Origin of the sequence: Pseudomonas alloputida (assembly GCF_021283545.2) — a bacterium.
Classification (GTDB): domain Bacteria; phylum Pseudomonadota; class Gammaproteobacteria; order Pseudomonadales; family Pseudomonadaceae; genus Aquipseudomonas; species Aquipseudomonas alloputida.
Genome location: NZ_CP128540.1, coordinates 4,912,379 through 4,935,193, shown reverse-complemented (window position 1 = coordinate 4,935,193; position 22,815 = coordinate 4,912,379). Strand labels below are relative to the sequence as shown.

The 22,815-nt window shown below is 64.3% G+C and carries 24 protein-coding genes and 1 riboswitch; of the genes, 20 read left to right on the top strand and 4 right to left on the bottom strand.

Annotation, left to right across the window (positions count from 1 at the left end):
• Position 1 precedes the first annotated feature (1 nt).
• From mazG to LU682_RS22860, 5 genes are all read left to right on the top strand, one after another.
• Complete coding sequence (gene mazG, locus LU682_RS22880) at positions 2 to 835, top strand: nucleoside triphosphate pyrophosphohydrolase (RefSeq protein WP_003252422.1); 834 nt, start codon at positions 2 to 4, stop codon at positions 833 to 835.
• A 26-nt stretch (positions 836 to 861) separates the two neighbouring features.
• Positions 862 to 1,401: a DUF2058 domain-containing protein gene (locus LU682_RS22875; RefSeq protein WP_003252424.1), complete on the top strand. Its 540-nt coding sequence runs from the start codon at positions 862 to 864 to the stop codon at positions 1,399 to 1,401.
• 310 nt (positions 1,402 to 1,711) lie between these two features.
• On the top strand, positions 1,712 to 3,052 hold the full coding sequence (locus LU682_RS22870; RefSeq protein WP_010952716.1) for a hypothetical protein: 1,341 nt from the start codon (positions 1,712 to 1,714) through the stop codon (positions 3,050 to 3,052).
• A 4-nt stretch (positions 3,053 to 3,056) separates the two neighbouring features.
• The gene (locus LU682_RS22865; protein WP_049587214.1) at positions 3,057 to 3,548 is read left to right on the top strand and encodes a sorbitol dehydrogenase; all 492 of its coding nucleotides are present in this window, start codon (positions 3,057 to 3,059) and stop codon (positions 3,546 to 3,548) included.
• A complete protein-coding gene (locus tag LU682_RS22860; protein WP_060488993.1) occupies positions 3,545 to 5,803 on the top strand; it encodes a GMC oxidoreductase in 2,259 nt (752 codons plus the stop codon). Before LU682_RS22865 ends, LU682_RS22860 begins: the two co-directional genes overlap by 4 nt.
• A 100-nt stretch (positions 5,804 to 5,903) precedes the next feature.
• On the opposite strand, the gene LU682_RS22855 is transcribed toward LU682_RS22860, so the two are convergent.
• From LU682_RS22855 to purM, 4 genes are all read right to left on the bottom strand, one after another.
• The gene (locus LU682_RS22855; RefSeq protein WP_003252431.1) at positions 5,904 to 6,086 is read right to left on the bottom strand and encodes a hypothetical protein; all 183 of its coding nucleotides are present in this window, start codon (positions 6,084 to 6,086) and stop codon (positions 5,904 to 5,906) included.
• A gap of 200 nt (positions 6,087 to 6,286) precedes the next feature.
• A complete protein-coding gene (locus LU682_RS22850) occupies positions 6,287 to 6,997 on the bottom strand; it encodes a DUF3108 domain-containing protein (protein WP_010952720.1) in 711 nt (236 codons plus the stop codon).
• 8 nt (positions 6,998 to 7,005) lie between these two features.
• Positions 7,006 to 7,659 carry a phosphoribosylglycinamide formyltransferase gene (gene purN / locus LU682_RS22845; RefSeq protein ID WP_010952721.1) on the bottom strand — a complete coding sequence of 218 codons (654 nt, stop codon included), beginning with the start codon at positions 7,657 to 7,659 and terminating at the stop codon, positions 7,006 to 7,008.
• Positions 7,659 to 8,717: a phosphoribosylformylglycinamidine cyclo-ligase gene (gene purM, locus LU682_RS22840; RefSeq protein ID WP_003252437.1), complete on the bottom strand. Its 1,059-nt coding sequence runs from the start codon at positions 8,715 to 8,717 to the stop codon at positions 7,659 to 7,661. The genes purN and purM overlap by 1 nt, the downstream gene beginning before the upstream one ends.
• A 320-nt stretch (positions 8,718 to 9,037) precedes the next feature.
• Here purM and LU682_RS22835 point away from each other — a divergent pair, with 320 nt between their 5' ends.
• The 15 genes from LU682_RS22835 to LU682_RS22765 all read left to right on the top strand — a co-directional run bounded on the left by LU682_RS22835 (position 9,038) and on the right by LU682_RS22765 (position 22,755).
• Positions 9,038 to 10,105, top strand: a complete 1,068-nt coding sequence (locus tag LU682_RS22835; RefSeq protein WP_010952722.1) for a DUF2066 domain-containing protein — start codon at positions 9,038 to 9,040, stop codon at positions 10,103 to 10,105.
• A gap of 12 nt (positions 10,106 to 10,117) precedes the next feature.
• Complete coding sequence (locus tag LU682_RS22830) at positions 10,118 to 11,191, top strand: AI-2E family transporter (RefSeq protein ID WP_010952723.1); 1,074 nt, start codon at positions 10,118 to 10,120, stop codon at positions 11,189 to 11,191.
• A gap of 198 nt (positions 11,192 to 11,389) precedes the next feature.
• A complete protein-coding gene (gene hda, locus LU682_RS22825; protein ID WP_003252443.1) occupies positions 11,390 to 12,097 on the top strand; it encodes a DnaA regulatory inactivator Hda in 708 nt (235 codons plus the stop codon).
• 127 nt (positions 12,098 to 12,224) lie between these two features.
• Positions 12,225 to 12,863, top strand: coding sequence for a C40 family peptidase (locus tag LU682_RS22820; protein WP_049587217.1), 639 nt, complete (start codon positions 12,225 to 12,227; stop codon positions 12,861 to 12,863).
• Positions 12,864 to 13,005: 142 nt separating this feature from the next.
• Positions 13,006 to 13,539, top strand: a complete 534-nt coding sequence (locus LU682_RS22815) for a C40 family peptidase (RefSeq protein ID WP_010952725.1) — start codon at positions 13,006 to 13,008, stop codon at positions 13,537 to 13,539.
• Positions 13,540 to 13,660: 121 nt separating this feature from the next.
• A riboswitch (cobalamin riboswitch) is annotated at positions 13,661 to 13,881 on the top strand.
• A gap of 120 nt (positions 13,882 to 14,001) precedes the next feature.
• Positions 14,002 to 14,613, top strand: a complete 612-nt coding sequence (gene cobO, locus LU682_RS22810) for a cob(I)yrinic acid a,c-diamide adenosyltransferase (protein ID WP_003252448.1) — start codon at positions 14,002 to 14,004, stop codon at positions 14,611 to 14,613.
• Complete coding sequence (locus LU682_RS22805) at positions 14,610 to 15,905, top strand: cobyrinic acid a,c-diamide synthase CobB (protein ID WP_010952727.1); 1,296 nt, start codon at positions 14,610 to 14,612, stop codon at positions 15,903 to 15,905. The genes cobO and LU682_RS22805 overlap by 4 nt, the downstream gene beginning before the upstream one ends.
• The gene (bluB, locus tag LU682_RS22800; protein WP_010952728.1) at positions 15,902 to 16,552 is read left to right on the top strand and encodes a 5,6-dimethylbenzimidazole synthase; all 651 of its coding nucleotides are present in this window, start codon (positions 15,902 to 15,904) and stop codon (positions 16,550 to 16,552) included. The genes LU682_RS22805 and bluB overlap by 4 nt, the downstream gene beginning before the upstream one ends.
• Positions 16,549 to 17,457, top strand: a complete 909-nt coding sequence (gene cbiB / locus LU682_RS22795; protein WP_049587220.1) for an adenosylcobinamide-phosphate synthase CbiB — start codon at positions 16,549 to 16,551, stop codon at positions 17,455 to 17,457. Before bluB ends, cbiB begins: the two co-directional genes overlap by 4 nt.
• Entirely contained in the window at positions 17,450 to 18,442 is a 993-nt protein-coding gene (gene cobD / locus LU682_RS22790) for a threonine-phosphate decarboxylase CobD (RefSeq protein ID WP_010952730.1), read from the top strand. Before cbiB ends, cobD begins: the two co-directional genes overlap by 8 nt.
• Positions 18,439 to 19,893 carry a cobyric acid synthase gene (locus LU682_RS22785; RefSeq protein ID WP_010952731.1) on the top strand — a complete coding sequence of 485 codons (1,455 nt, stop codon included), beginning with the start codon at positions 18,439 to 18,441 and terminating at the stop codon, positions 19,891 to 19,893. The genes cobD and LU682_RS22785 overlap by 4 nt, the downstream gene beginning before the upstream one ends.
• 1 nt (position 19,894) lies before the next feature.
• The gene (cobU, locus tag LU682_RS22780; protein ID WP_003252463.1) at positions 19,895 to 20,416 is read left to right on the top strand and encodes a bifunctional adenosylcobinamide kinase/adenosylcobinamide-phosphate guanylyltransferase; all 522 of its coding nucleotides are present in this window, start codon (positions 19,895 to 19,897) and stop codon (positions 20,414 to 20,416) included.
• The gene (cobT, locus tag LU682_RS22775; protein ID WP_060488991.1) at positions 20,413 to 21,468 is read left to right on the top strand and encodes a nicotinate-nucleotide--dimethylbenzimidazole phosphoribosyltransferase; all 1,056 of its coding nucleotides are present in this window, start codon (positions 20,413 to 20,415) and stop codon (positions 21,466 to 21,468) included. The genes cobU and cobT overlap by 4 nt, the downstream gene beginning before the upstream one ends.
• Positions 21,465 to 22,031, top strand: a complete 567-nt coding sequence (locus LU682_RS22770) for a histidine phosphatase family protein (RefSeq protein WP_010952733.1) — start codon at positions 21,465 to 21,467, stop codon at positions 22,029 to 22,031. The genes cobT and LU682_RS22770 overlap by 4 nt, the downstream gene beginning before the upstream one ends.
• Before the next feature lies 1 nt (position 22,032).
• Positions 22,033 to 22,755: an adenosylcobinamide-GDP ribazoletransferase gene (locus LU682_RS22765; protein ID WP_014860997.1), complete on the top strand. Its 723-nt coding sequence runs from the start codon at positions 22,033 to 22,035 to the stop codon at positions 22,753 to 22,755.
• The last annotated feature ends 60 nt before the right edge of the window (positions 22,756 to 22,815 follow it).

The following is a 22,815-nucleotide window of genomic DNA, read 5'->3' as shown; positions in this document are numbered from 1 at the left end:
TATGACCTACACCCTTGACGACCTGCTGCACCTCATGGCCCGCCTGCGCGACCCGCAGTACGGCTGCCCGTGGGACCTAAAGCAGAACTACGCCAGCATCGTCCCGCACACCATCGAAGAGGCCTACGAGGTCGCTGACACCATTGAGCGCGGCGATTTCGAGCACCTGCAAGGCGAGCTGGGCGACCTGCTGTTCCAGGTGGTCTACTACAGCCAGCTGGCCCGCGAAGAAGGGCGTTTCGAGTTCGATGGCGTGGTCGACAGCATCACCCGCAAGCTCATCCGCCGCCACCCGCACGTGTTTCCGACTGGCGAGCTGTACGCGCCGGTGGACACGCCCAGCCTGAGCGAAGCCCAGGTCAAGTCGCGCTGGGAAGAAATCAAGGCCGAAGAGCGCGCGGAGAAGAGCCAGCCCGAACAGCTGTCGCTGCTTGATGACGTGCCGGCAACCTTGCCGGCGCTATCGCGGGCAGCCAAACTGCAAAAACGTGCGGCCACGGTCGGTTTCGACTGGCCGGCGGCGTTGCCGGTGCTGGACAAGGTCCGCGAAGAGCTGGATGAAGTGCTGCAGGCCATGGCCGACGGTGACGCCGATGCGCTGGAAGATGAAGTCGGCGACTTGCTGTTTGCTGCGGTCAACCTGGCCCGCCACCTCAAGCAAGACCCAGAGCATGCGCTGCGCCGCGCCAATCGCAAGTTCGAACGACGTTTCCGTTTTATCGAACAGGCATTGCGCGACAGTGGCCGCCCCATTGAAGATTGTGACCTTGACGAGCTGGATGCCCTTTGGGGGGAAGCCAAACGTCAGGAAAAGAACCTGCCCAGCTGCGGCTGAGCTGTTGCATAAGTGAGTGAATATTCATGAGCCTTTCCCTTCGCGACCAATTGCTCAAAGCCGGTCTGGTCAACCAGAAACAGGTCTCGCAGACCAACAAAGCTGAAAAGAAACAGAAGCGCATGGAGCACAAAGGCCAGGTCGAAGTCGACGACAGCCAGCAGCGCATGGCCAAGGAAGCCATGGCTGAAAAAGCCCGGCGTGACCAGGAGCTGAACCGCCAGCAGCAGGAAAAGGCCGAGCAGAAGGCCCGTGCCGCACAGGTCAAGCAACTGATCGAGGCCACTCGCCTGCCCAAACTGAGCACCGAGGATTACTACAACTTCGTCGACGACAAGAAGGTCAAGCGCATTGCCGTCAACGCGCTGATGCGCACCAAGCTGAGCAACGGCGCGCTGGCCGTGGTAGCCCATGCCGGTGGTTACGAGGTTATCCCCCGTGAGGCCGCATTGAAGATCCAGGAGCGCGACCCTGGCCGTATTCTGCTGCTCAACAGCCATGTCGAGGAAACGGACGAAGACGACCCGTACGCGGCTTACAAGATCCCTGATGATCTGATGTGGTAAGCACGAAAATCCCGCCTTGGCGTTAATGCGGTTCATTCAAGATCGCAGGGCCGCTCTGCGGCCCTTTCGCGACACGCGCGTTCTCTAGAAGACGCTGGCCTTGCGTCGCGAAAGGGTTCGTCGCTCACCGAACCGGCGCAGTTTGTCAGTTGCACTATCGTCTTGGTTCCCTCCGTTCGTCGGACATTTCTTAGGGTTCCGGCACAACGGCTAGCCTCCAGCTTAGCGTCAGGGATAGCGCTGAACATTCGGTCCAGGAAGGGCCAGTACGCCTCGTCGTCCCGACGCTTTATCTGCTGAGGAGACGACAATGAAAATAACCCTGAAACGGCTGGCGTGCCTGGGTGCAAGTTTCACCAGTGCGTTCGCCATGGCCGATGCGGCCAGCCCGCCGGTGCTGTCACCTGCGATTCCCTTCGACGTCACCGCCAATCCCCCCTTCACCCTGGACAACCTGCAACACGATTTCGACGTGCTGTCGTGGCAAACCTTCGTCGCCCTGAACTGGCCCGCCAACGCCGACGGCAGTGCCAACACTTCGGCGAAGATCGGCGCGCCCGGCAAGACCGTGTGGGAGTCGTGGAAAGAAAGCTACGAGATTTTCCTGCCCAAGGGTCAGAAACCCGTCGCCTGGGACCAGCAGGCGCCCGTGCCCGCGGCCTGCCAAGGCAAGGGTGACTTGCCGGTGCTGCAACAGATGGGCAAGGTCGCCGGTGTGCTCGATGAGTTCATCCAGCCGTTCAAGACCGGCCCGCTGGTTGACCAAAGCGGCACTTACACGCGCAACGCGATCATGGTCAACCAGCCGATGTTCGATGACATCGTCAACAATGGCCTGTACAGCAAGGAGGGCCAGCAAGCGTTCCTGAGCAAGGCCGACAACCGCATCGCTTTCGCCTGCGGTTCGCAAAAGACCCAGCAGGTCGGCGCGATCATGGTCAAGTCGGCCTGGAAAGTGCTCGATGGCAGCGACAACCCGCAGGAGTTCCACGCCGTCGACGCGCTGGTCTACACCCCCGGCAACGCCGACCCGAACAAGGGGGCGGTGATCCCCGAGTCGTGCAATGCGCAGAAGGTCGGGCTGGTAGGCCTGCACATCGTGCACAAGACCGAAGGCGCACCTCAGTGGGTATGGTCGACGTTCGAGCACGTGCGCAACGTGCCGGAAAAGACCACGCCAATGAACGAGCGCAAGGGGCCCTACCTGTTCTACGACGCCCAGGCCAGCGACCGCCCGGTGAACGAGCCGCCCGCGCCACCGTGGGACCCGTCGAAGAAGGCCATCCCCTCGCAGATCGTGCGTGAAATTCCCATCACCGCCGCCACCCAACAGCTCAACGCGCAGTGGCAAGGCGCGCTCAAGGGCACGGTGTGGGCCAACTACCACCTGATCAGCACCCAGTGGCCCACCGCCCCGGCCGATGACTGCCAGGTGCCGTCGCCGACCAACCCGTTAGGTACGCCTGCGCCGAACTTCCTGGCCAACGCCACCCTGGAGACCTACAACCAGGGCACCACCCCGCAGGCCTCGTCCAGCTGCATGGAGTGCCACAACAACGCGACCACCCGCGTGACCCAGTCACCGCGCACCAGCTTCGCCGATTTCACTTTCCTGCTTGAACGTGCCCAATCCACCGGCGCCAAGGAGTGATGCCATGAGCGACCAGAACCTGCAAAACTTCATCGGCTTGTCCGCGGTGCTCACTGGCCTGTCGGCCAAGCTGCTGGCGCCTTCCGTCGACCCGATCAACCTGCCGCCGGTGTTCTTCGCCATCGCCCAGCAGGGTATGGGCCTCGAGGCGTTCAGCAGCTTGCTGGAGCTGTACGCCAGCATCCAGAGCCAGCCGCCCGCGCAAATCGCCAGCGCCGTGCTCGATAACGCGAACCCGCAAATCGCCCAGGGCGCCCGCTCGATCATGAAGCTGTGGCTGCTTGGCAGTTGGTACCAACCCTACGACCTGGGCAACGCCCGCACGGGTGATACGCGTGTGGTCTCCGACCAGGCCTACAAGGAGAGTTGGGCGTGGAAGATCGCCCAATCCCACCCCATGGGCTACAGCCAGTTCCACTTCGGATACTGGGGTGAGCAGCCACCGACCCTCAAGCAATTCACCGGTGTCGACGCCAAGGAAGGGCAGCAGCCATGAGCAATGTACAAACCCAGAACATCGAAACCGCCGATGTGATCGTGGTGGGCGCCGGCATGGCCGGCAGTGTCATGGCCTACCAGTTGGGCCTGGCCGGGTTGAAAGTGCTGGTGCTCGAATCGGGCCCGGCCATTCCACCGAATCGCAGCGAGTACCTGGAGCGCTTCTACACCGCGGTGCTCAAGGCGCCCGAGTCGCCGTACCCACCTGAGCAGAGCGAGCAGACCCCGGCCACGCAGTTCGCGCCACGGGCGACCATCCAGGACCTGATCACCTCAGGTAGCCAAGACCCCAACAAGGCGCAGAAAAGCTACCTGGTGCAGAAGGGGCCGCACCTGTTCGCCAGCACCTACGAGCGGGTAGACGGCGGCACCATGTGGCACTGGATGGGCACGGCCCTGCGCCTGTTGCCCAACGACTTCCGCATGCGCACTGCGTACAACGTCGGGGTCGACTGGCCGATCAGTTACGACGACCTGCAGACCGCCTACTGCCGCGCCGAGGAGGAGATGGGCGTGTCCGCCGATGTCGCCTCGCAGACCTACCTGGGCGTGACCTTCCCGCAGGGCTACAAATACAGCATGCATGGCATCCCGCCGTCGCTGGTCGACCAGGGCCTGGGCAAGCACGTCACGGGCACCGTGTACCAAAGCCCGGAGAAGGGGCCTGACGGCAAGCCGTACCCAGGTGTCACCCTCAATGTCCGGCAAACCCCGGCCGGGCGCAACTCGCAGAATGATAACGGCCGTCGGGTGTGCGCTGGCAACACCAGCTGCACGCCGATCTGCCCGATCCAGGCCAAGTACGACGCCACCGTGACCATGGCCAAGGCACTGGATACCGGCAACGTGCGCATCCTCTACCAGACCGTTGCAAGCCAAGTGCAGGTCGATGCCAATGGGGTCACGGGCATCGATTTCATTCAGTACCAGAACAATGGTACGCGCCAGAACGGCACGGCCCAGGGCAAGCGCTACGTGATCGCCGCCCACGCGATCGAAACACCGAAGCTGCTGCTCAACTCCATCGGCCCGAACAGCCCTAAAGGGGTTGCCAACAGCAGCGGCCAGGTCGGCCAGGCATTGGCTGACCACCCGGTGTACCTGGCCTGGGGCCTGATGCCCGAAGGCAAGCCGCTGTTCCCGTTCCGGGGGCCGTTGTCTACCTCGGGGATCGAGGACATGCGCGATGGCCCGTTCCGCAGCCAGCGTGCCGCCTGGCGTATCGAAATCGGCAACGAGGGCTGGAACTGGTCGGTGAACGACCCCTACACCTCGGTCTGTGATTTCATCGACGGCACCAACCACGGCGGCGCTAACCCCAGCAATCTGGCGTTGTCCGGCCAGGCGCTGGTGCAGCAGCTCAACAGCGTGCTGACCCGCCAGTTCCGTCTGGGCTTCTTGGTCGAGCAGGTGGAGAAAGACCCCGATAATGCGCTGTGCCGGGTGGAGAGGAGTACGGAGTTCTCCGACGGATTGGGCCTGCCTCGGCCGCAGATCACCTACGAACTGTCCGACTACACCAAGGAGGGTTTCAAGCAGGCGCGCCTGGCCGCTACGTACATCATCACCGAGCTGATGGGCGCTACCGAGCTGACCGACCTGAACCCTAAGCTCGAGCCCGGCTCGCAAACGGTGTTCGAGTACGACGGCCAGAACTACGCGTTCTACGGCGCTGGCCACCTGATGGGCACCTACCGCATGGGCTCGGACCGCACCAAGTCGGTGGTGGACAAGGACCAGCGCAGCTGGGACCACCCCAACCTGTTCCTGGTCGGCGACGGCGTGTTCCCCACTACCGGCACCGCCAACCCGACCTTGACCATCACCGCGTTGACGTTCCAGGCCGCCGACGTGGTGGCCAGCGACCTGCTCAAGCGCACCGTGCAGGTGCAGGCCAACCAGGCATGGCAGGGCACGGGCATGCAGGTCAATGGGCAGAGCTGGCAGTTGGCGGTATGCACGGGCGGGCAGTGGACGGCGAACCCGGCCACCGGCATGGTTGGCGCGGCGGGCAACCCAAGGTTGATCGCCAAGCCCGGCTATGCCTTGCCTGGTCAACCGGAAGGGGCGTTGATCGGGCGTATCGGCAACAGCGGCGTGCCGTTCCTGGTCGGCAACCAGGTGCAATTGCCGCGTGGCCAGCAAGGTGAGTTGCAGCTGTGCATCAATGACGACCTGGACGGGCGTTACGGGGCTGGCCTGAGCGATAACCTGGGCAGCCTGTCGGTAGAGGTGCGTTTCGGGGCGGTGTAGGCCCTGTCATGGCAACCCCACGATGCTCCGGCAATGCCGCAGCATTTTGGGGTTGCTCACTGAGCCCAGGCGAGTCAGGGGTTCGCCGCAATGGGCAGGGTCATTGTGTGGCGCGCTGGTTTTCCAGGTCTTCAAGCTCAACGCGGTATTGGTGTGCTTCGTGTTCGTTATGGAACATGCCCACCAGTTGACCTTGTTGGTACACATCCCAGATCCGCACGCCAGCGGCCAGGCCTTCGTGGGACATTCTCGATTCGTCGCGTTCGGTTACTTGGACAGTCATCGGTAAACTCCACTTCTTCAAGATGGCTGCGACAGTGTGTCGCACGTCTTCTTTATAGAGTTTGTTAGCAGACTAAGTAAGTAAAACAGGCATGAAACAAGTTTCATGAAGCTCGAAGGGATGCTGCCTGGGTGGGCTTTTTCGCAGCAAAGAAAAGCCCCGCACTGGGCGGGGCTTCAGGTATTGCAGGCAGTGCGCGATCAGTTGCCCTTCACCGGCTTGCCATCGACCGTGCCATCCTGCAGCACGATCACATACTCCTTGCCATCGGTCTCTACCTGGCGCAGTTGCACCAGCAGGTAGTCCCAGTTCTTGGCAAACCACAGCTCGGTGATGCGCTTGCTCTGGCTGGGATCGCGCACGCGCTCGACCTTCACGGCATCGACCTGGCCGGTCTTGGTGGTGACCTTTTCGGTGCCCAGCACGCGGAAGTCGTAGGTGTCGATCTCGTCGCCGTCGACCACCTGGTAGGTCATGCTCTTCTTGCCTGCGGCCACGTCGTGCTGCAGGGCCAACTGGTAGGAGGATTTGTCCAGTACGCCGCGGTTCAGTGGCAGGCTGACAGCATCGCCACGGTCGCTGCCGGTGATCTTCTTGGTGCTCCAGTCGAAGTCCAGGTCGACCTTCTTGGCCTTGCCCAGTCCGCCGCGCTCGAAGTGATACTTCTGCGGCAGCAGGGTGTCGTTTTCCAGGCGCAGGGTGCTTTGCTCGGTCAGGCTGGCGATCATCATGGAAGCCTTGAAGTTAAGGTCCCAGGTACCGTTGGCATTTTTGACCAGGCTGCGCTCGGCGGTGCCGCTCATGGGCAGCTGCTTCCAGTCGGCGGTGTAGCTGGCCGAGAACGGCTTCAGATCAGCTGCCTGGAGGGGCAGGGCGAGCACGGCGAGAGCCAAGAGCAGGGCGCGACGCATAAATTCTCCTAGGATCGAATCAAGTGACCGCTGGCCGCCAGTGGCTGGCCGTCCAGTAATGCACCCTGTTCGCCAAGACGCAAGCGCCCTTCAGCGAACCAGCGCACCGCCAGTGGGTAGATCAGGTGTTCCTGATGGTGTACCCGCTGTGCCAGGCTTTCGACGGTGTCATCAGACGCCACCGGTACCACAGCCTGTACGACCAGTGGGCCGCCATCGAGTTCCTCAGTCACGAAGTGTACGCTGCAGCCATGCTCGGCGTCGCCAGCTTCCAATGCCCGGCGATGCGTATGCAGGCCCTTGTACTTGGGCAGCAGCGACGGGTGGATGTTGAGCAGGCGGCCCTGATAGTGGCGCACGAAGCCGCCACTGAGGATGCGCATGAAACCGGCCAGCACCACCAGGTCCGGGGCAAAGCCGTCGATGCGCGCCATTAGCGCGGCATCGAAGGCTTCACGGCCGTCGAACTGGGTGTGGTCGAGCACGACGCTGTCGATGCCGGCCGCTGCGGCGCGTTGCAGGCCGTAGGCATCGGCGCGGTTGGAAAGCACCGCGCGGATACGCACCGGGCTGTCCTGCCCTTGGCAGCTGTCGATCAGGGCTTGCAGGTTGCTGCCGGAGCCCGACAGCAGTACCACTACATTGCAGGTCTTGCTCGGCATCAGTGTGCCTTGAGGTTCTGCAGCTCGACCTGGGCAGCGCCTTCGGCGGCTTCGGCGATGTGGCCGATTACCCACGGTTGCTCACCGGCGGCGCGCAGTTCGTTCAGGGCGGCTTCGACCTGGTCCTGGGCCACGCAGATGACCATGCCCACGCCGCAGTTCAGTACGCGGTGCATTTCGTGCTCGTCGACGTTGCCTTTTTCCTGCAGGAAGTCGAACACCGCCGGGCGCTGCCAGCTGGCCACGTCAACCACGGCCTGGGCGTTTTTCGGCAGTACGCGCGGGATGTTGTCCAGCAGGCCGCCGCCGGTGATGTGGGCCATGGCCTTGACTGCGCCGGTGTTCTTGATCAGCTGCAGCAGCGGTTTGACGTAGATGCGGGTCGGCGCCATCAGCAGGTCGGTCAGCGGCTTGCCGTCCAGCTGGGTGTTCTCGATGTCGGTAGCCGACACTTCGAGGATCTTGCGGATCAGCGAGTAGCCGTTGGAGTGCGGGCCCGAGGACGGCAGGGCGATCAGCGCGTCACCGGTGGCAACCTTGGAGCCGTCGATGATTTCGGCCTTTTCCACCACGCCTACGCAGAAACCGGCCAGGTCGTAGTCTTCGCCTTCGTACATGCCAGGCATTTCGGCGGTTTCACCACCGACCAGCGAGCAGCCGGCCAGTTCGCAACCGGCGCCGATGCCGGTGACCACAGTGGCAGCCACGTCAACGTTCAGCTTGCCAGTGGCGTAGTAGTCGAGGAAGAACAGCGGCTCGGCGCCGCACACGACCAGGTCGTTGACGCACATGGCGACCAGGTCCTGGCCGATGCTGTCGTGCTTGTTCAGGTTCAGCGCCAGGCGCAGCTTGGTGCCGACGCCGTCGGTGCCGGAGACCAGCACCGGCTGCTTGTAGCCGGCCGGGATCTCGCAGAGGGCGCCGAAGCCGCCCAGGCCACCCATGACTTCAGGGCGTGCGGTGCGTTTTGCCACGCCCTTGATGCGTTCGACCAGTGCTTCGCCGGCGTCGATGTCTACACCGGCGTCCTTGTAGCTCAGGGAGGGTTGCTTGCTCATTGATCCAGGCCTTTAGGAGGGAGGGATTCTTAAAAACGACCATGACGGCCAAGGCCGGCTGATAAGCGGCGGCGGTCTGAAACGTCAGTGGTCTGTGAAGGCGCGCGATTTTATCAGGGTTGCCGGGCAGCGGCCATCCTCAGGCCGACGGGCAGGGCGGTAATTGTTGAAAAAAGCTGGAGGGTGGTTGATGTGGTTGCATGTGTATAAGCTGCAAGCAACGAGCTTCACGCTGCACGACAATGCAGCCCGGCGCTCGGCCTGCTTTTTCTTGCAGCTTGAAGCTTACGGCTTGAAGCTCGACTGGACAGGAATCCTCCATGCGTTTGTTCAATATTCTGGCAGCCGGTTGCCTGGCCCTGATCTCGGCCACTGCCCTGGCTGAAAATGTCTCCGGCCTTTATCAGGTGCGCGAGCCGGTCACCGGGCCGGGCGCCGAAGCCCGTACCGCGGCCACAGTCAAAGCCCTGGACACGTTGGTGCAGCGTCTGACCGGTGACCCTAAGGCCGTGCAGAGCCCTGCATTGGCCGAGCTGCGCAAGGACCCACAGCAAATCATCAACCAGGTGGGCAGCGAAGCCGGCCCGCCCGAGTCGGTAGTGGTCGAGTTCGACCCAGGTAGCACCGAGCGGGCCTTGCGCAAGGCTGGCCTGGCACTGTGGGGCAGTAACCGGCCCTCGATACTGGGGTGGTGGTTGAACGACACCGTTGAGGGCAGCAGCCTGGTCGGTGATGGCCAGGCCAGTGCCCAACCCCTGCGCCGCGCCGCCCAGCACCGTGGTCTGCCGTTGCGCTTGCCGCTGGCCGACTTGCAGGAGCAGCTGGTCGCCAATGCCAAGCAGATCGAAGGCAACGATCCAGCGCCGCTGCGCGAAGCTTCCGAGCGCTACGGCGCCGATGCCTTGCTGGCGGTACATGCCCAGGAAGCCGACGGCAAGTGGCAGGGCAAGTGGCAGCTGTGGCTGGGCGACCAGCGTGAACAGGGCACTGCCGAGGGCGCCGACCAGGCCGCCTTGGCTGACGCGGTGATGATGGCGGTAAGCAGCCGCCTGGCGCCACGCTACGTTACCCGGCCGGGTGCCAGCAGCCAGTTGCAGGTGCAAGTGCAGGGCATGAACCTGCAGCGCTATGCCGAGCTGGCCCGCGTGCTTGAGCCCTATGGCCCACGCTTGCAGGCGGCTGAAGGCACTACCCTGACCTACGGGGTTACGGGCAATCGTGAACAGCTACGTGCCCAGCTTGGCCTGGCCAAGCTGCAGGAAGTGCCGGTCGAGCAGGCACCGGCGGTGCCGGCCATGCCAGTACCGGCAGTGGACGCCGCAGCCGCGCAGCCCGCGCCTGCGCAGCCAGCACCCAAGCCGTTCGACGGCTTGCGTTTTCGCTGGTAAGGAGCGCTTGCCGTGACTGACATGCGTCGCTGGATCTGGCTGGGCGCTGCACTGCTGATCGCTGTGCTGCTTTATAGCCTGCACAATATTCTTACGCCGTTCCTGGTCGGCATCATGCTGGCCTACCTGGCCGACCCGCTGGTCGATCGTCTCGAGCGCCTGGGGCTTTCGCGTACCTGGGGTGTGGTGGTGGTGTTCGGCCTGTTCACCCTGCTGCTGTTGGCGTTGTTGCTGGTGCTTGTGCCGATGCTGGCCAAGCAGTTGGTGCGCCTGTACGAACTGGCGCCGCAGATGCTCGACTGGCTTGAGCATGTCGCGCTGCCGTGGGTACAGGGCCGCCTTGGCCTGGCCGATGGTTTCTGGAAATTCGACAAGATCAAGGCCGCCATCGGCGCGCACATGGGGCAGACCACCGATATCGTCGGCATGCTGCTGTCCCAGGCCACTGCCTCAAGCCTGGCGTTGGTGGCCTGGTTGGCCAATATGGTGCTGATCCCGGTAGTGGGCTTCTATCTGCTGCGCGATTGGGACTTGATGATGGGCAAGCTGCGCGGCCTGCTGCCGCGCCAGCGCGAGCCGCAAGTGATGGGCCTGGCAGGTGAATGCCATGAAGTGCTGGGGGCATTCGTGCGCGGGCAGCTGATGGTGATGCTGGCCCTGGGCGTCATCTATTCAGCCGGCCTGATGCTGGTGGGGCTCGAACTCGGTCTGCTGATCGGCATGCTTGCAGGCCTTGCGGCCATCGTGCCGTACATGGGCTTCATCATTGGCATTGGTGCCGCGCTGGTGGCCGGCCTGTTCCAGTTCGGTGGCGACCTGTACCCGATGCTGGGCATCGTTGCGGTGTTCATGGTCGGGCAGGCGCTGGAGGGTATGGTGCTGACCCCTCTGCTGGTGGGCGATCGCATCGGCCTGCATCCGGTTGCGGTGATCTTTGCCATCCTCGCCGGTGGTGAACTGTTCGGCTTCACCGGTGTGCTGCTGGCGCTGCCGGTGGCGGCGGTGATCATGGTGCTGCTGCGGCATGTGCATGACCTGTACAAGGAATCGGATATGTACGCCGGGAATATCGACCCGGAGCTTTGAACGCCCCGTGTTTCGTTTTGAGCTGTTTCGCGGGCGCTGAGCATGGTTCGTCCTGCATCCGGCGCTCGCTTGTGCAGCGCAACTTGTTGATTTTGCTTGCCCTATCTGCAGTCGAGATTGTGCGCCCCGCGTTGCGGGTATAGACTTTGCAGATTGTTCACCAAAGGCCCCCAGCGGTCCCGTCGACCGCCCGCGAGCATGAAACCACCGATCCAGTTGCCCCTGGGTGTGCGCCTGCGCGATGACGCCACCTTCATCAACTACTATCCGGGCGCCAATGCTGCGGCATTGGGTTACGTCGAGCGGCTATGCGAAGCCGACGCCGGCTGGACCGAGAGCCTTATCTACCTGTGGGGCAAGCAGGGTGTTGGCCGTTCCCACCTGCTGCAGGCCGCCACCCATCGCTTCCAGCAACGTGGCGAGCCCGCTGTCTACCTGCCGCTGGCGCAATTGCTCGACCGTGGCGTAGAACTGCTCGACTACCTGGCCCAGTACGAACTGGTGTGCATCGACGATCTGCATGTGATCGCCGGCAAGGCGGATTGGGAAGAGGCCATGTTCCACCTGTTCAACCGCCTGCGCGACAGCGGCCGACGCTTGCTGCTGGCTGCCTCGGCATCACCGCGTGAGCTGCCGATCAAGCTGCCGGACCTGAAGTCGCGGTTGACCCTGGCGCTGGTGTTCCAGATGCGTGGCCTGTCCGACGAAGACAAGCTGCGCGCCTTGCAGCTGCGAGCTTCGCGCCGTGGCCTGCACCTGACCGACGAAGTCGGCCATTTCATCCTCACCCGCGGCGCGCGGAGCATGAGCGCGTTGTTCGACTTGCTAGAGCGCCTCGATCAGGCGTCGCTGCAGGCCCAACGCAAGCTCACCATTCCTTTTCTCAAGGAAACCCTCGGCTGGTAACCCCCTGAAAACCCTGGGCCAGAGCGGTAAAACAAAAAAGTCACATCTTTTTCGATAAAATTTGCAAATGGCCATGATAGAGGGCATAGTTTCACCCTTCTAAAGGATTACAGACACGGTCGTGCCCATGCTGAAGCGCTTCGCACCCCTCGTGCCACTCGCACTCGTGACCCTGCTTTTTGGCTGCGCGGCCCAAGGCCCGGTATCTCAGCCCCAGGATCACACCCCGATCACTGCCCAATCGGCAATCAACGCCAAAGCCTCTTCCTCGTCGGTATTCGGCGAGCCGGAAGAGCTGGCCACCGAAGATGACCTGGCGTCTTTCTCCGGCGGCAAGCCTTACCAATTGCCGGTTCTGGCTGACAGCATTCTCGAGCGCGGTATGTCGTTGATCGGCACTCGCTACCGCTTTGGTGGTACCTCGGAAAAGTCTGGCTTCGACTGCAGTGGCTTCATCGGTTACCTGTTCCGCGAAGAGGCGGGCATGACGCTGCCGCGCTCCACGCGTGAAATGATCAACGTCGATGCGCCGAAAGTGGCCCGCAACAAGCTCAAGCCAGGTGACTTGCTGTTCTTCAGCACCAATGGCCGCGGCCGGGTAAGCCATGCCGGCATCTACCTGGGTGACAACCAGTTCATCCACTCCAGCAGCCGCCGCAGTGGTGGTGTGCGCATCGACAGCCTCGGTGATCGCTACTGGAGCAAGACCTTCATTGAAGCCAAGCGCGCCTTGGCCATGGCGCCGACCAACATCGCGCGCAACTGATATCAAAATGATGTACCCTGCCGCGGCGGTGATGCTTTGAAAAAAAAGCTCACCGCCGTGCGCATTTACAGAAAGCGTCTAATCTAAATTCTCAACTCTTTTTCGGCTGCAGCGCAGCGGTCTCAGACAGGATGTTCTGGCCATGGTAAAGATGGCGCGCTTCGCATTTCTCTCCTTGGCAGCCTTGCTGGCTGCATGCTCCAGCCGTGCGCCTGCGCCGGCCCCTGTGGTACAGCCGCAGGTTACCTATAGCCAGCCCAGTCCTTCACCGATTGCCGATGACGTGCTGATTCGCGCCATTGGTCTGGTTGGCACGCCCTATCGTTGGGGGGGCAATACCCCGGACTCCGGCTTCGATTGCAGCGGCCTGATCAAGTATGTGTACCGTGATGCTGCTGGCATCAGTCTGCCGCGCTCGACGCGAGAGATGATTGTCATGCGCGCACCCACGGTGGATGCCAGTTCGCTGCAGTCCGGTGACCTGGTGTTCTTCGCCACCAGTGGCGGCTCGCAGGTCAGCCATGCCGGCATCTATGTCGGGGACGGGCGCTTCGTGCATGCACCTTCCACCGGTGGCACCGTGCGCCTGGACTACCTGTCGAACAGCTACTGGGCCAAGGCCTACCTGCAGGCCAAGCGGGTGATTCCGCAAGGGCATCTGGCACAGAACCCTTGATATCCATGCCTGTTTAGCGGCCCCTCGAGCTCGGGGCCGATACCGGCTGCCTGGATTCAAGGTGGTTTGCTCACCCGCCAGACCACCCGCTTCGATTGACGCTCCCGGTGCAACCCTCTAACCTTCGCGGCGTGTTTCAGGTGCCCTGCCAGCCCCGACTGGGCAGGGTGAAACTGGGAAGCCGGTGGGCGCCAGCATGGCGCGATTCCGGCGCTGCCCCCGCAACGGTGGATGAGTAAAAGGCCGCGCAGGGCCACTGGATGCCAGCATCCGGGAAGGCGCGCAGGCCAGGGCCAAGGCCCACTCACAAGCCCGGAGACCGGCCTGATACTGCCAACGGCATCACGGAGGGTGATGCGCGGTGCACCGTGGCGCCCAGCCATGGCCTCTGCGCGTTCTCCGTTTGCCTGCCTATTACCTGTCGCCGCGCATTGCCGTGGTGCCAGCCAGCGGAGAACCCTGATGAGCGATTCCACCGAACGCGACGAACGCCACCTGGCGCGCATGCAGCGCAAGAAGGCGGTCATCGACGAACGCATCGCCAATTCCCCTAACGAATGTGGCCTGCTACTGGTGCTGACCGGCAATGGCAAGGGCAAGAGCAGTTCGGCCTTCGGCATGCTCGCGCGCGCCTTGGGCCACGGCATGCAATGCGGTGTGGTGCAGTTCATCAAGGGCCGCAACAGCACCGGCGAGGAGCTGTTCTTCCGTCGCTTCCCCGAACAGGTGCGCTACCACGTGATGGGCGAGGGCTTTACCTGGGAAACCCAGGACCGCCAGCGTGACATCGCTGCTGCGCAAGCCGCCTGGGCGGTGTCGCGCCAGTTGCTGCAGGACCCGGGTGTACAGTTCGTGGTGCTGGACGAGCTCAACATCGCCCTCAAACATGGTTACCTCGACCTGGACCAGGTACTGTCCGACATTCAGGCCCGCCCGCCCATGCAGCATGTGATTGTCACTGGCCGCGCTGCGAAGCCCGAGATGATCGAACTGGCCGACACCGTGACCGAAATGGGCATGCTCAAGCACGCCTTCCAGGCTGGTATCCGCGCACAGAAAGGCGTCGAACTGTGAGTCGATCGCGCCACTGCCCCGCCGTGTTGATCGCGGCGCCGGCCTCTGGCCAGGGCAAGACTACCGTCACTGCTGCGCTGGCCCGCCTGCACCGCAACCTCGGGCGCAAGGTGCGGGTGTTCAAATGCGGGCCCGACTTTCTTGACCCGATGATTCTCGAACGGGCCAGTGGCGCGCCGGTGTATCAGCTGGACCTGTGGATGATCGGTGCCGAGGAAAGCCGTCGTCTGCTGTGGGAAGCTGCTGGCGAGGCTGACCTGATCCTCATCGAAGGGGTGATGGGGCTGTTCGACGGTACCCCGTCAAGCGCCGACCTGGCACGCCACTTTGGCGTGCCGGTGCTGGCGGTGATCGACGGCACAGCCATGGCCCAGACCTTCGGCGCCCTGGCCCTGGGCCTGGCGCGGTACCAGGCCGATCTGCCGTTCGCCGGCGTGCTGGCCAATCGGGTAGGCAGCCTGCGTCATGCGCAACTGCTCGAAGGCAGCCTGACCGAGGGCTTGCGCTGGTATGGCGGCTTGTCCCGCGAGCGCGGCATCGAGCTGCCCAGCCGCCACCTGGGCCTGGTGCAGGCCAGCGAGCTGAATGACCTGGACACCCGCCTGGACGCCGCCGCCGAAGCGCTGGGCGCCAGTTGCGATGCGGCGTTGCCGCCGCCAGTCAGCTTTGCCGAGCCGGAACCGCAAGCCTGCGTTGCCTCGCTGGCCGGTGTGCGCATAGGCGTTGCGCGGGACGAGGCGTTCGCCTTCATCTATGGCGCTAACCTCGACCTGTTGCGCAACCTGGGTGCCCAGCTGGTGTTCTTCTCGCCGCTGCACGACCACGAACTGCCGGCGGTAGACAGCCTGTATCTGCCGGGTGGATATCCTGAGCTGCATCACCATGCGCTGGCCGCCAACGCACCGATGTGCGAGGCGATCCGCGCCCACCACGCGCAGGGCAAGCCATTGCTGGCCGAGTGCGGCGGCATGCTGTACCTGCTCGATGCCCTGACTGACGTGGCCGGCGAACGTGCCGAACTGCTCGGCCTGCTGCCGGGTGAGGCGACCATGCAGAAGCGCCTGGCTGCCCTGGCGCTGCAGGCGGTGGAGCTGCCGGAGGGGACATTGCGCGGTCACACCTATCACCATTCGCTGACCAGCACTGCGCTGGAACCGATTGCCCGGGGCCTGAGCCCCAACGGCGGGCGTGGCAACGAGGCGGTTTATCGTCTGGGCCGGCTGACGGCCTCTTACGTGCACTTCTATTTCCCTTCCTGCCCGGATGCGGCGGCGGCGCTGTTGCGACCATGAATGATCACGCCTACAGCGACGCCGAGCGCGCCGCCATTTACCGGGCCATCGGCGAGCGCCGCGACATGCGCCATTTTGCGGGTGGCCAGGTGGCGCCCGAACTGCTTGGCCGCTTGCTGGCCGCCGCGCATCAGGCGCCCAGTGTCGGGCTTATGCAGCCGTGGCGCTTTATCCGTATCACCCAGCGTGACCTGCGCGGGCGCATCCAGGCCTTGGTTGAGGCGGAGCGGGTACGCACGGCCGAGGCGTTGGGCGAGCGATCCGATGCCTTCATGAAATTGAAGGTGGAGGGCATAAACGATTGTGCCGAGCTGCTGGTGGCGGCCTTGATGGACAACCGCGAGCCTCACATCTTCGGCCGCCGCACCCTGCCGGAGATGGACCTGGCCTCGCTGGCCTGTGCCATCCAGAACCTGTGGCTGGCCGCGCGTGGCGAAGGGCTGGGCATGGGCTGGGTATCGCTGTTCGACCCGCAGGCGCTGGCCGCGCTGCTGGGCATGCCCGCCGGGGCCAAGCCGGTGGCGGTACTGTGCCTTGGGCCGGTCGCCGAGTTCTATCCGGTGCCGATGTTGGTGCAGGAAAGCTGGGCCGAAGAGCGTCCCCTGAGTGAAATGCTTTACGAAAACCAATGGGGAGAGCGTCAATGAGCGTGGCCTTGCTGACCGTGGCCGGGGTGGCCCTGGACGCTTTGCTGGGCGAACCACAGCGCCGTCACCCTTTGGTGGCGTTCGGCAATATGGCCGGCAACCTGGAGCGCCGCCTGAATGCGGGCGGGCGCGGCTGGCGCAGCCACGGCGTGAGCGCGTGGATTCTGGCGGTGGTGCCGCTGACCCTGGTGGCGCTGGTCCTTTCGTGGCTGCCGTATATCGGCTGGCTGGTTGATGTGCTGGCGCTTTACTGCGCCGTGGGGCTGCGCAGCCTGGGCGAGCATGTGCTGCCGGTGGCCAATGCCTTGCGCCAGGGCGACCTGGCGGAGGCGCGGCGCCGGGTTGGCTACCTGGTCAGCCGCGAAACGCGCGAGCTGGACGAGCCCGCGGTGGCCCGAGCGGCGACCGAGTCGGTGCTGGAGAACGGCAGCGACGCAGTGTTCGCCGCGTTGTTCTGGTTTGTGGTGGCCGGTGCGCCCGGTGTGGTGCTGTACCGCCTGAGCAACACGCTGGATGCCATGTGGGGCTACCGTAACGAACGTTTCGAGCGCTTTGGCTGGTGCGCGGCGCGCATCGACGATGTGCTCAACTATATACCTGCAAGGCTGGTGGCCCTGACTTATGCACTGTTGGGCAAGACCCGCCTGGCCCTGGCCTGCTGGCGCAAGCAGGGCCCGCTGTGGGACAGCCCCAACGCCGGGCCGGTGATGGCTGCCGGCGCCGGTGCGCTGGGCGTGGAGCTTGGTGGCCCGGCGGTGTACCACGGCGAACTGCATGAGCGGCCGCGTCTGGGCGAGGGGCCAGTGGCCGATGCCGATGCCATCGAGCGCGGCTGGCAGCTGGTGCAGCGCGGCGTGTGGCTGTGGCTGCTGGTGATCTGCCTGGGGGCCTATATCAATGCTTGAACATGGTGGCCGCCTGTTACGCGCGGTGCAGCAATACGGTATCCCCCGTGAGCAGTGGCTCGACCTGTCCAGCGGCATTGCGCCCTGGCCATTTCCTGTCCCGCCGATTCCCGTCGACGCCTGGGCCCGCCTGCCGGAAACCGAGGACGGCCTGGAGGACGCCGCGCGCGCGTATTACGGCGCCCGCCAGTTGCTGCCGGTAGCCGGCTCCCAGGCCGCGATCCAGGCCTTGCCGCTGCTGCGTACAACCGCCCGGGTTGGCGTGCTGACGCCGTGCTATGCCGAACACCCCTATGCCTGGCAACGGGCGGGGCATCAACTGCTGGCGCTGGATGAAGCGCAAGTCGAGGCTGCGCTCGACGGCCTCGATGTGCTGGTGCTGGTGAACCCCAACAACCCGACCGGCCAGCGGGTGTCGCGCGAACGCCTGCTGGCTTGGCATGCTCGCCTGGCTGCCCGCGGTGGCTGGCTGCTGGTCGACGAAGCATTCATGGACAACACCCCGGCGGACAGCGTGGTGGACTGCGCCGAACGCCCGGGGCTGATCGTGCTGCGCTCGTTTGGCAAGTTCTTCGGCTTGGCCGGCGTGCGCCTGGGCTTCGTTGCCGCCGAACACAGCTTGCTGCTGCGCCTGGCCGAGCTGCTCGGCCCCTGGACCGTCAACGGCCCGACCCGGGTGCTGGCCCAGGCCAGCCTGTCTGATGAGACTGCCCAGCGCGCGCAGGCCCAACGCTGTGCTGCTGCCAGCCAGCGGCTTGCGCACGTGTTGCGCAGTGCCGGCCTGGCGCCTAGTGGTGGCTGCGACCTGTTCCAGTACGTGCGTAGCGAGCATGCTGCACGCCTGCATGAATTTCTCGCCCGGCGCGGCATCCTGGTACGGCTGTTCGAACAGCCAGCGGCCGTGCGCCTGGGGTTGCCTGCCTGCGCGGCGGACGAACAGCGCCTGGCCCAGGCCCTGGCGGCTTATCAGAAGGAAACGGCATGACGACCCTCATGGTGCAAGGCACCACCTCCGACGCAGGCAAGAGCACACTGGTGACCGCGTTGTGCCGCTGGCTGTTGCGCCAGGGCGTCGCTGTGGTGCCCTTCAAGCCACAGAACATGGCGCTGAACAGCGCGGTGACGGCTGATGGCGGTGAAATCGGCCGGGCCCAGGCGGTGCAGGCCCAGGCCTGCCGGCTACAACCGCACACCGACATGAACCCGGTGCTGCTCAAGCCCAACAGCGACACCGGCGCCCAGGTCATCATCCACGGTCGCGCGGTCACCAGCATGAATGCAGTGGCCTACCACGACTATAAAACCACTGCCATGCAAGCGGTGCTGGCGTCTCACCATCGGCTGAGTGCCGCGTACCCGGTGGTCATGGTCGAGGGGGCGGGGTCGCCGGCAGAGATCAACCTGCGTGCCGGCGATATCGCCAACATGGGCTTTGCCGAAGCGGTGGACTGCCCGGTGATCCTGGTGGCCGACATCAACCGCGGTGGTGTGTTCGCCCACCTGGTGGGCACGCTGGAATTGCTGTCGACCACTGAACAGGCGCGGGTCAAAGGTTTTGTCATCAACCGCTTCCGTGGCGACATTGCTCTGCTGCAGCCAGGGCTGGACTGGCTGGAACAACGCACCGGCAAACCGGTACTGGGCGTCCTGCCTTACGTTACCGACCTGCACCTGGAAGCCGAAGATGGCATCGATGTGCGCCAAGGCGTCAAGCACGAGCGAGTGCTAAAGGTGATCGTGCCAGTGCTGCCGCGCATCAGTAACCACACCGACTTCGACCCGCTGCGCCTGCACCCGCAGGTGGACTTGCAGTTCATTGGCCCAGGCCAGCCGATTCCGGCTGCCGACCTCATCATCTTGCCGGGCTCCAAGAGTGTGCGCGGCGACCTGGCACAACTGCGCGAGCGCGGTTGGGACAAGGCCATCGAGCGGCACCTGCGCTATGGCGGCAAGCTGATCGGTATCTGCGGTGGCCTGCAGATGCTGGGGCGGGAAGTGCATGACCCGCTGGGGCTGGAGGGGGCCGCAGGCTCAAGCCAGGGGCTCGGTCTGCTCGACTATGCCACGGTGCTCGAAGCCGAGAAGCAACTGCGCAATGTGGCCGGCACGCTGAGCCTTGAAGCGGCAACGGTAACCGGTTATGAAATTCATGCTGGCGTTACGACGGGGCCTGCGCTGGCGCAACCCGCGGTCCAACTGGCTGATGGCCGCCATGATGGTGCTGTCAGTGCCGATGGCCAGATCCTCGCCACCTACCTGCATGGCCTGTTCGAAGGCAGCCAGTCGTGTGCTGCGCTATTGCGCTGGGCCGGGCTGGAGGATGTGCAGGTTATCGACTACGAAGCGTTGCGCGAACACGACATCGAGCGCCTGGCCGATCTGGTGGAAAAGCACCTTGACACCGTGCAGTTGCGCCAACTGTGTGGGGTAGCCTGACATGCGTAACCTGATTCTCGGCGGCGCCCGGTCTGGTAAAAGCCGTCTGGCCGAACAACTGGCCAGCGCCAGCGGCTTGCCGGTGACCTACATCGCCACCAGCCAGCCGCTGGATGGCGAAATGAACGAACGCGTGTTGCTGCATCGTCAGCGCCGGCCGGATGACTGGGGGTTGATCGAAGAGCCCTTGGCCCTGGCCGCGGTACTGCGCGCCGAAGCGGCCGAAGGGCGCTGCCTGCTCGTGGATTGCCTGACCCTGTGGCTGACCAATTTGTTGATGCTGGAAGATGACCAGCGCCTGGCCGAGGAGCGTGATGCCCTGCTGGCGTGCCTGGAACAGTTACCTGGCACCCTTATCCTGGTCAGTAACGAAACCGGCCTGGGCGTCGTGCCCATGGGCGAGCTGACCCGGCGCTATGTCGACCTGGCCGGCTGGCTGCACCAGGCGGTGGCCGAACGCTGTCAGCGTGTCGTGCTGACCGTGGCCGGCCTGCCCTTAATCCTCAAAGGACCTGCACTATGACCCAAGCCTGGTGGCGTGACGCCTGCCAACCCCTCGACAACGCCGCCATGGACCAGGCCCGCGCCCGTCAGCAGCAACTGACCAAACCTGCTGGCTCGCTCGGCCAACTTGAAGCGCTGGCGATTCAGCTGGCTGGCCTTCAGGGGCTTGAACGACCCACGCTCGATCAGGTCGCCATCACCATTTTTGCCGGCGACCACGGCGTGGTCGAAGAGGGCATCTCGGCCTATCCGCAGGCGGTAACCGGGCAGATGCTACGCAACTTCGTCGGCGGGGGCGCGGCGATCAGTGTGCTGGCGCGGCAGCTGCAGGCCAGCCTGGACGTGGTCGACCTGGGCACCATTGACGCGCAGCTGGAACTGCCCGGCGTGCGCCATCTGCGGCTGGGCACCGGTACTGCCAACTTTGCCCGTCAACCTGCGATGACCGAAAACCAGCTGCAAGCGGCCTTGCAGGCTGGTCGCGACAGTGCCCAGCGCGCTGCCGAACAGGGCGCACAGCTGTTCATCGGTGGCGAGATGGGCATCGGTAACACCACAGCCGCCGCAGCCTTGGCCAGCGTTCTGCTGGGTTGTCCGGCATCGGAGCTGAGCGGCCCTGGCACCGGCCTGGACAACGCCGGCGTGCAGCACAAGGCTGAAGTCATCGAGAGGGCGCTGCGCCTGCATGGCCTGCGTGCTGAAGACCCGTTGCAGGCACTGGCTTGTGTTGGCGGTTTCGAGATCGCGGCGTTGGCGGGGGCCTACCTCGGTTGCGCGCAGGCGGGTGTCACGGTGCTGGTGGATGGCTTTATCTGCAGTGTCGCTGCGCTCGTGGCAGTGCGCCTCAACCCGCAGTGTCGAGCCTGGCTGTTGTTCGCTCACCAGGGGGCTGAGCCTGGGCACAAGACCTTGCTTGCTGCGCTGCAGGCCGAGCCCTTGCTGGCCTTGGGCTTGCGCCTGGGTGAGGGCAGTGGCGCTGCATTGGCGGTGCCGCTGTTGCGCCTGGCCTGTGCACTGCATGGGCAGATGGCGACCTTTGCCGAGGCCGCGGTGGCGGACCGCCTGGCATGATCCTCGACTTGCTGCGCCATGGTGAAACGGAACAGGGCGGCCTGCGTGGCAGCCGTGATGATGCCCTGACCGACAAGGGCTGGGCGCAAATGCGCGGCGCCGTGGCAGACGCCGGCCCGTGGCAGGTGCTGGTCAGCTCGCCGCTGCAACGCTGTGGGCGCTTTGCCGATGAGCTGGGTGCGCAGTTGAACCTGCCTGTGCAGCGTGAGCCCGCCCTGCAGGAACTGCACTTCGGTGATTGGGAGGGCCAAAGTGCCGCGCAGATCATGGAGCACCAGGCCGATGCACTGGGCCGTTTCTGGGCCGACCCTTACGCCTTCACACCGCCCAATGGCGAGCCGGTCGAGGCGTTTGCCGAACGGGTGCTGGCGGCTGTCGAGCGTTTGCGCCTTCAGCATGCCGGCAAGCGCGTGCTGCTGGTGACCCATGGCGGCGTGATGCGGCTGTTACTGGCCCGTGCCCGTGGCTTGCCCAGGGAGCAGTTGCTGCAGGTCGAGGTTGGCCATGGCGCGTTGATGCGGCTGGTGCCGGGTGGCGATGGGCAACTGGTCGAGGCGCCCTGAGATGTTGCCGTTCTGGATCGCCTTGCAGTTTCTCAGCAGCCTGCCGGTGAGCCTGCCGGGCATGCCGGCACCGCGTGAGGTAGGGCGTTCGCTGCTGTACTACCCGCTGGTCGGGCTGCTGTTCGGCTTGCTGCTGTGGTTGGCCAGTCATCTGCTACAGGGTACGCCGTCGCCGCTGCATGCGGCTTTGCTGCTGACGTTGTGGGTACTGCTCAGTGGTGCCTTGCACCTGGATGGCCTGGCGGACAGTGCCGACGCCTGGCTAGGTGGTTTCGGCGACCGTGAGCGCACCTTGCGGATCATGAAAGACCCGCGCAGTGGGCCGATTGCCGTGGTCACGCTGGTCTTGGTGTTGTTGCTGAAGTTTTGCGCATTGTGGGTGCTGGTCGGGCAGGGCATCGGGGCGCAATTGCTGCTGGCGCCGTTGATCGGGCGGGCGGCGATGTTGGGTCTGTTCCTTTGTACACCTTATGTGCGACCTGGCGGGTTGGGCCAGGCGTTGGCCGAACATATGCCCCGGCGCGCAGCAGGGTGGGTATTGCTGGTTTGTGTGCTGTTCTGCCTCTTCCTGGGCGGATGGAGCGTGCTGCTGGCGCTGGCGGTGTTTGCCTGGTTGCGGCATCTGATGTGCCGGCGCCTGGGCGGGACCACCGGTGATACCGCCGGTGCGTTGCTGGAGCTGCTGGAGCTGGCCGTCGTACTCGGTTTGGCGCTGGGGCTTTGAGCTGGACGGCCCTTTCGGGGCCGCTTTGCAGTGCTTTCGCAGCAGGCCATACGGGGGGAG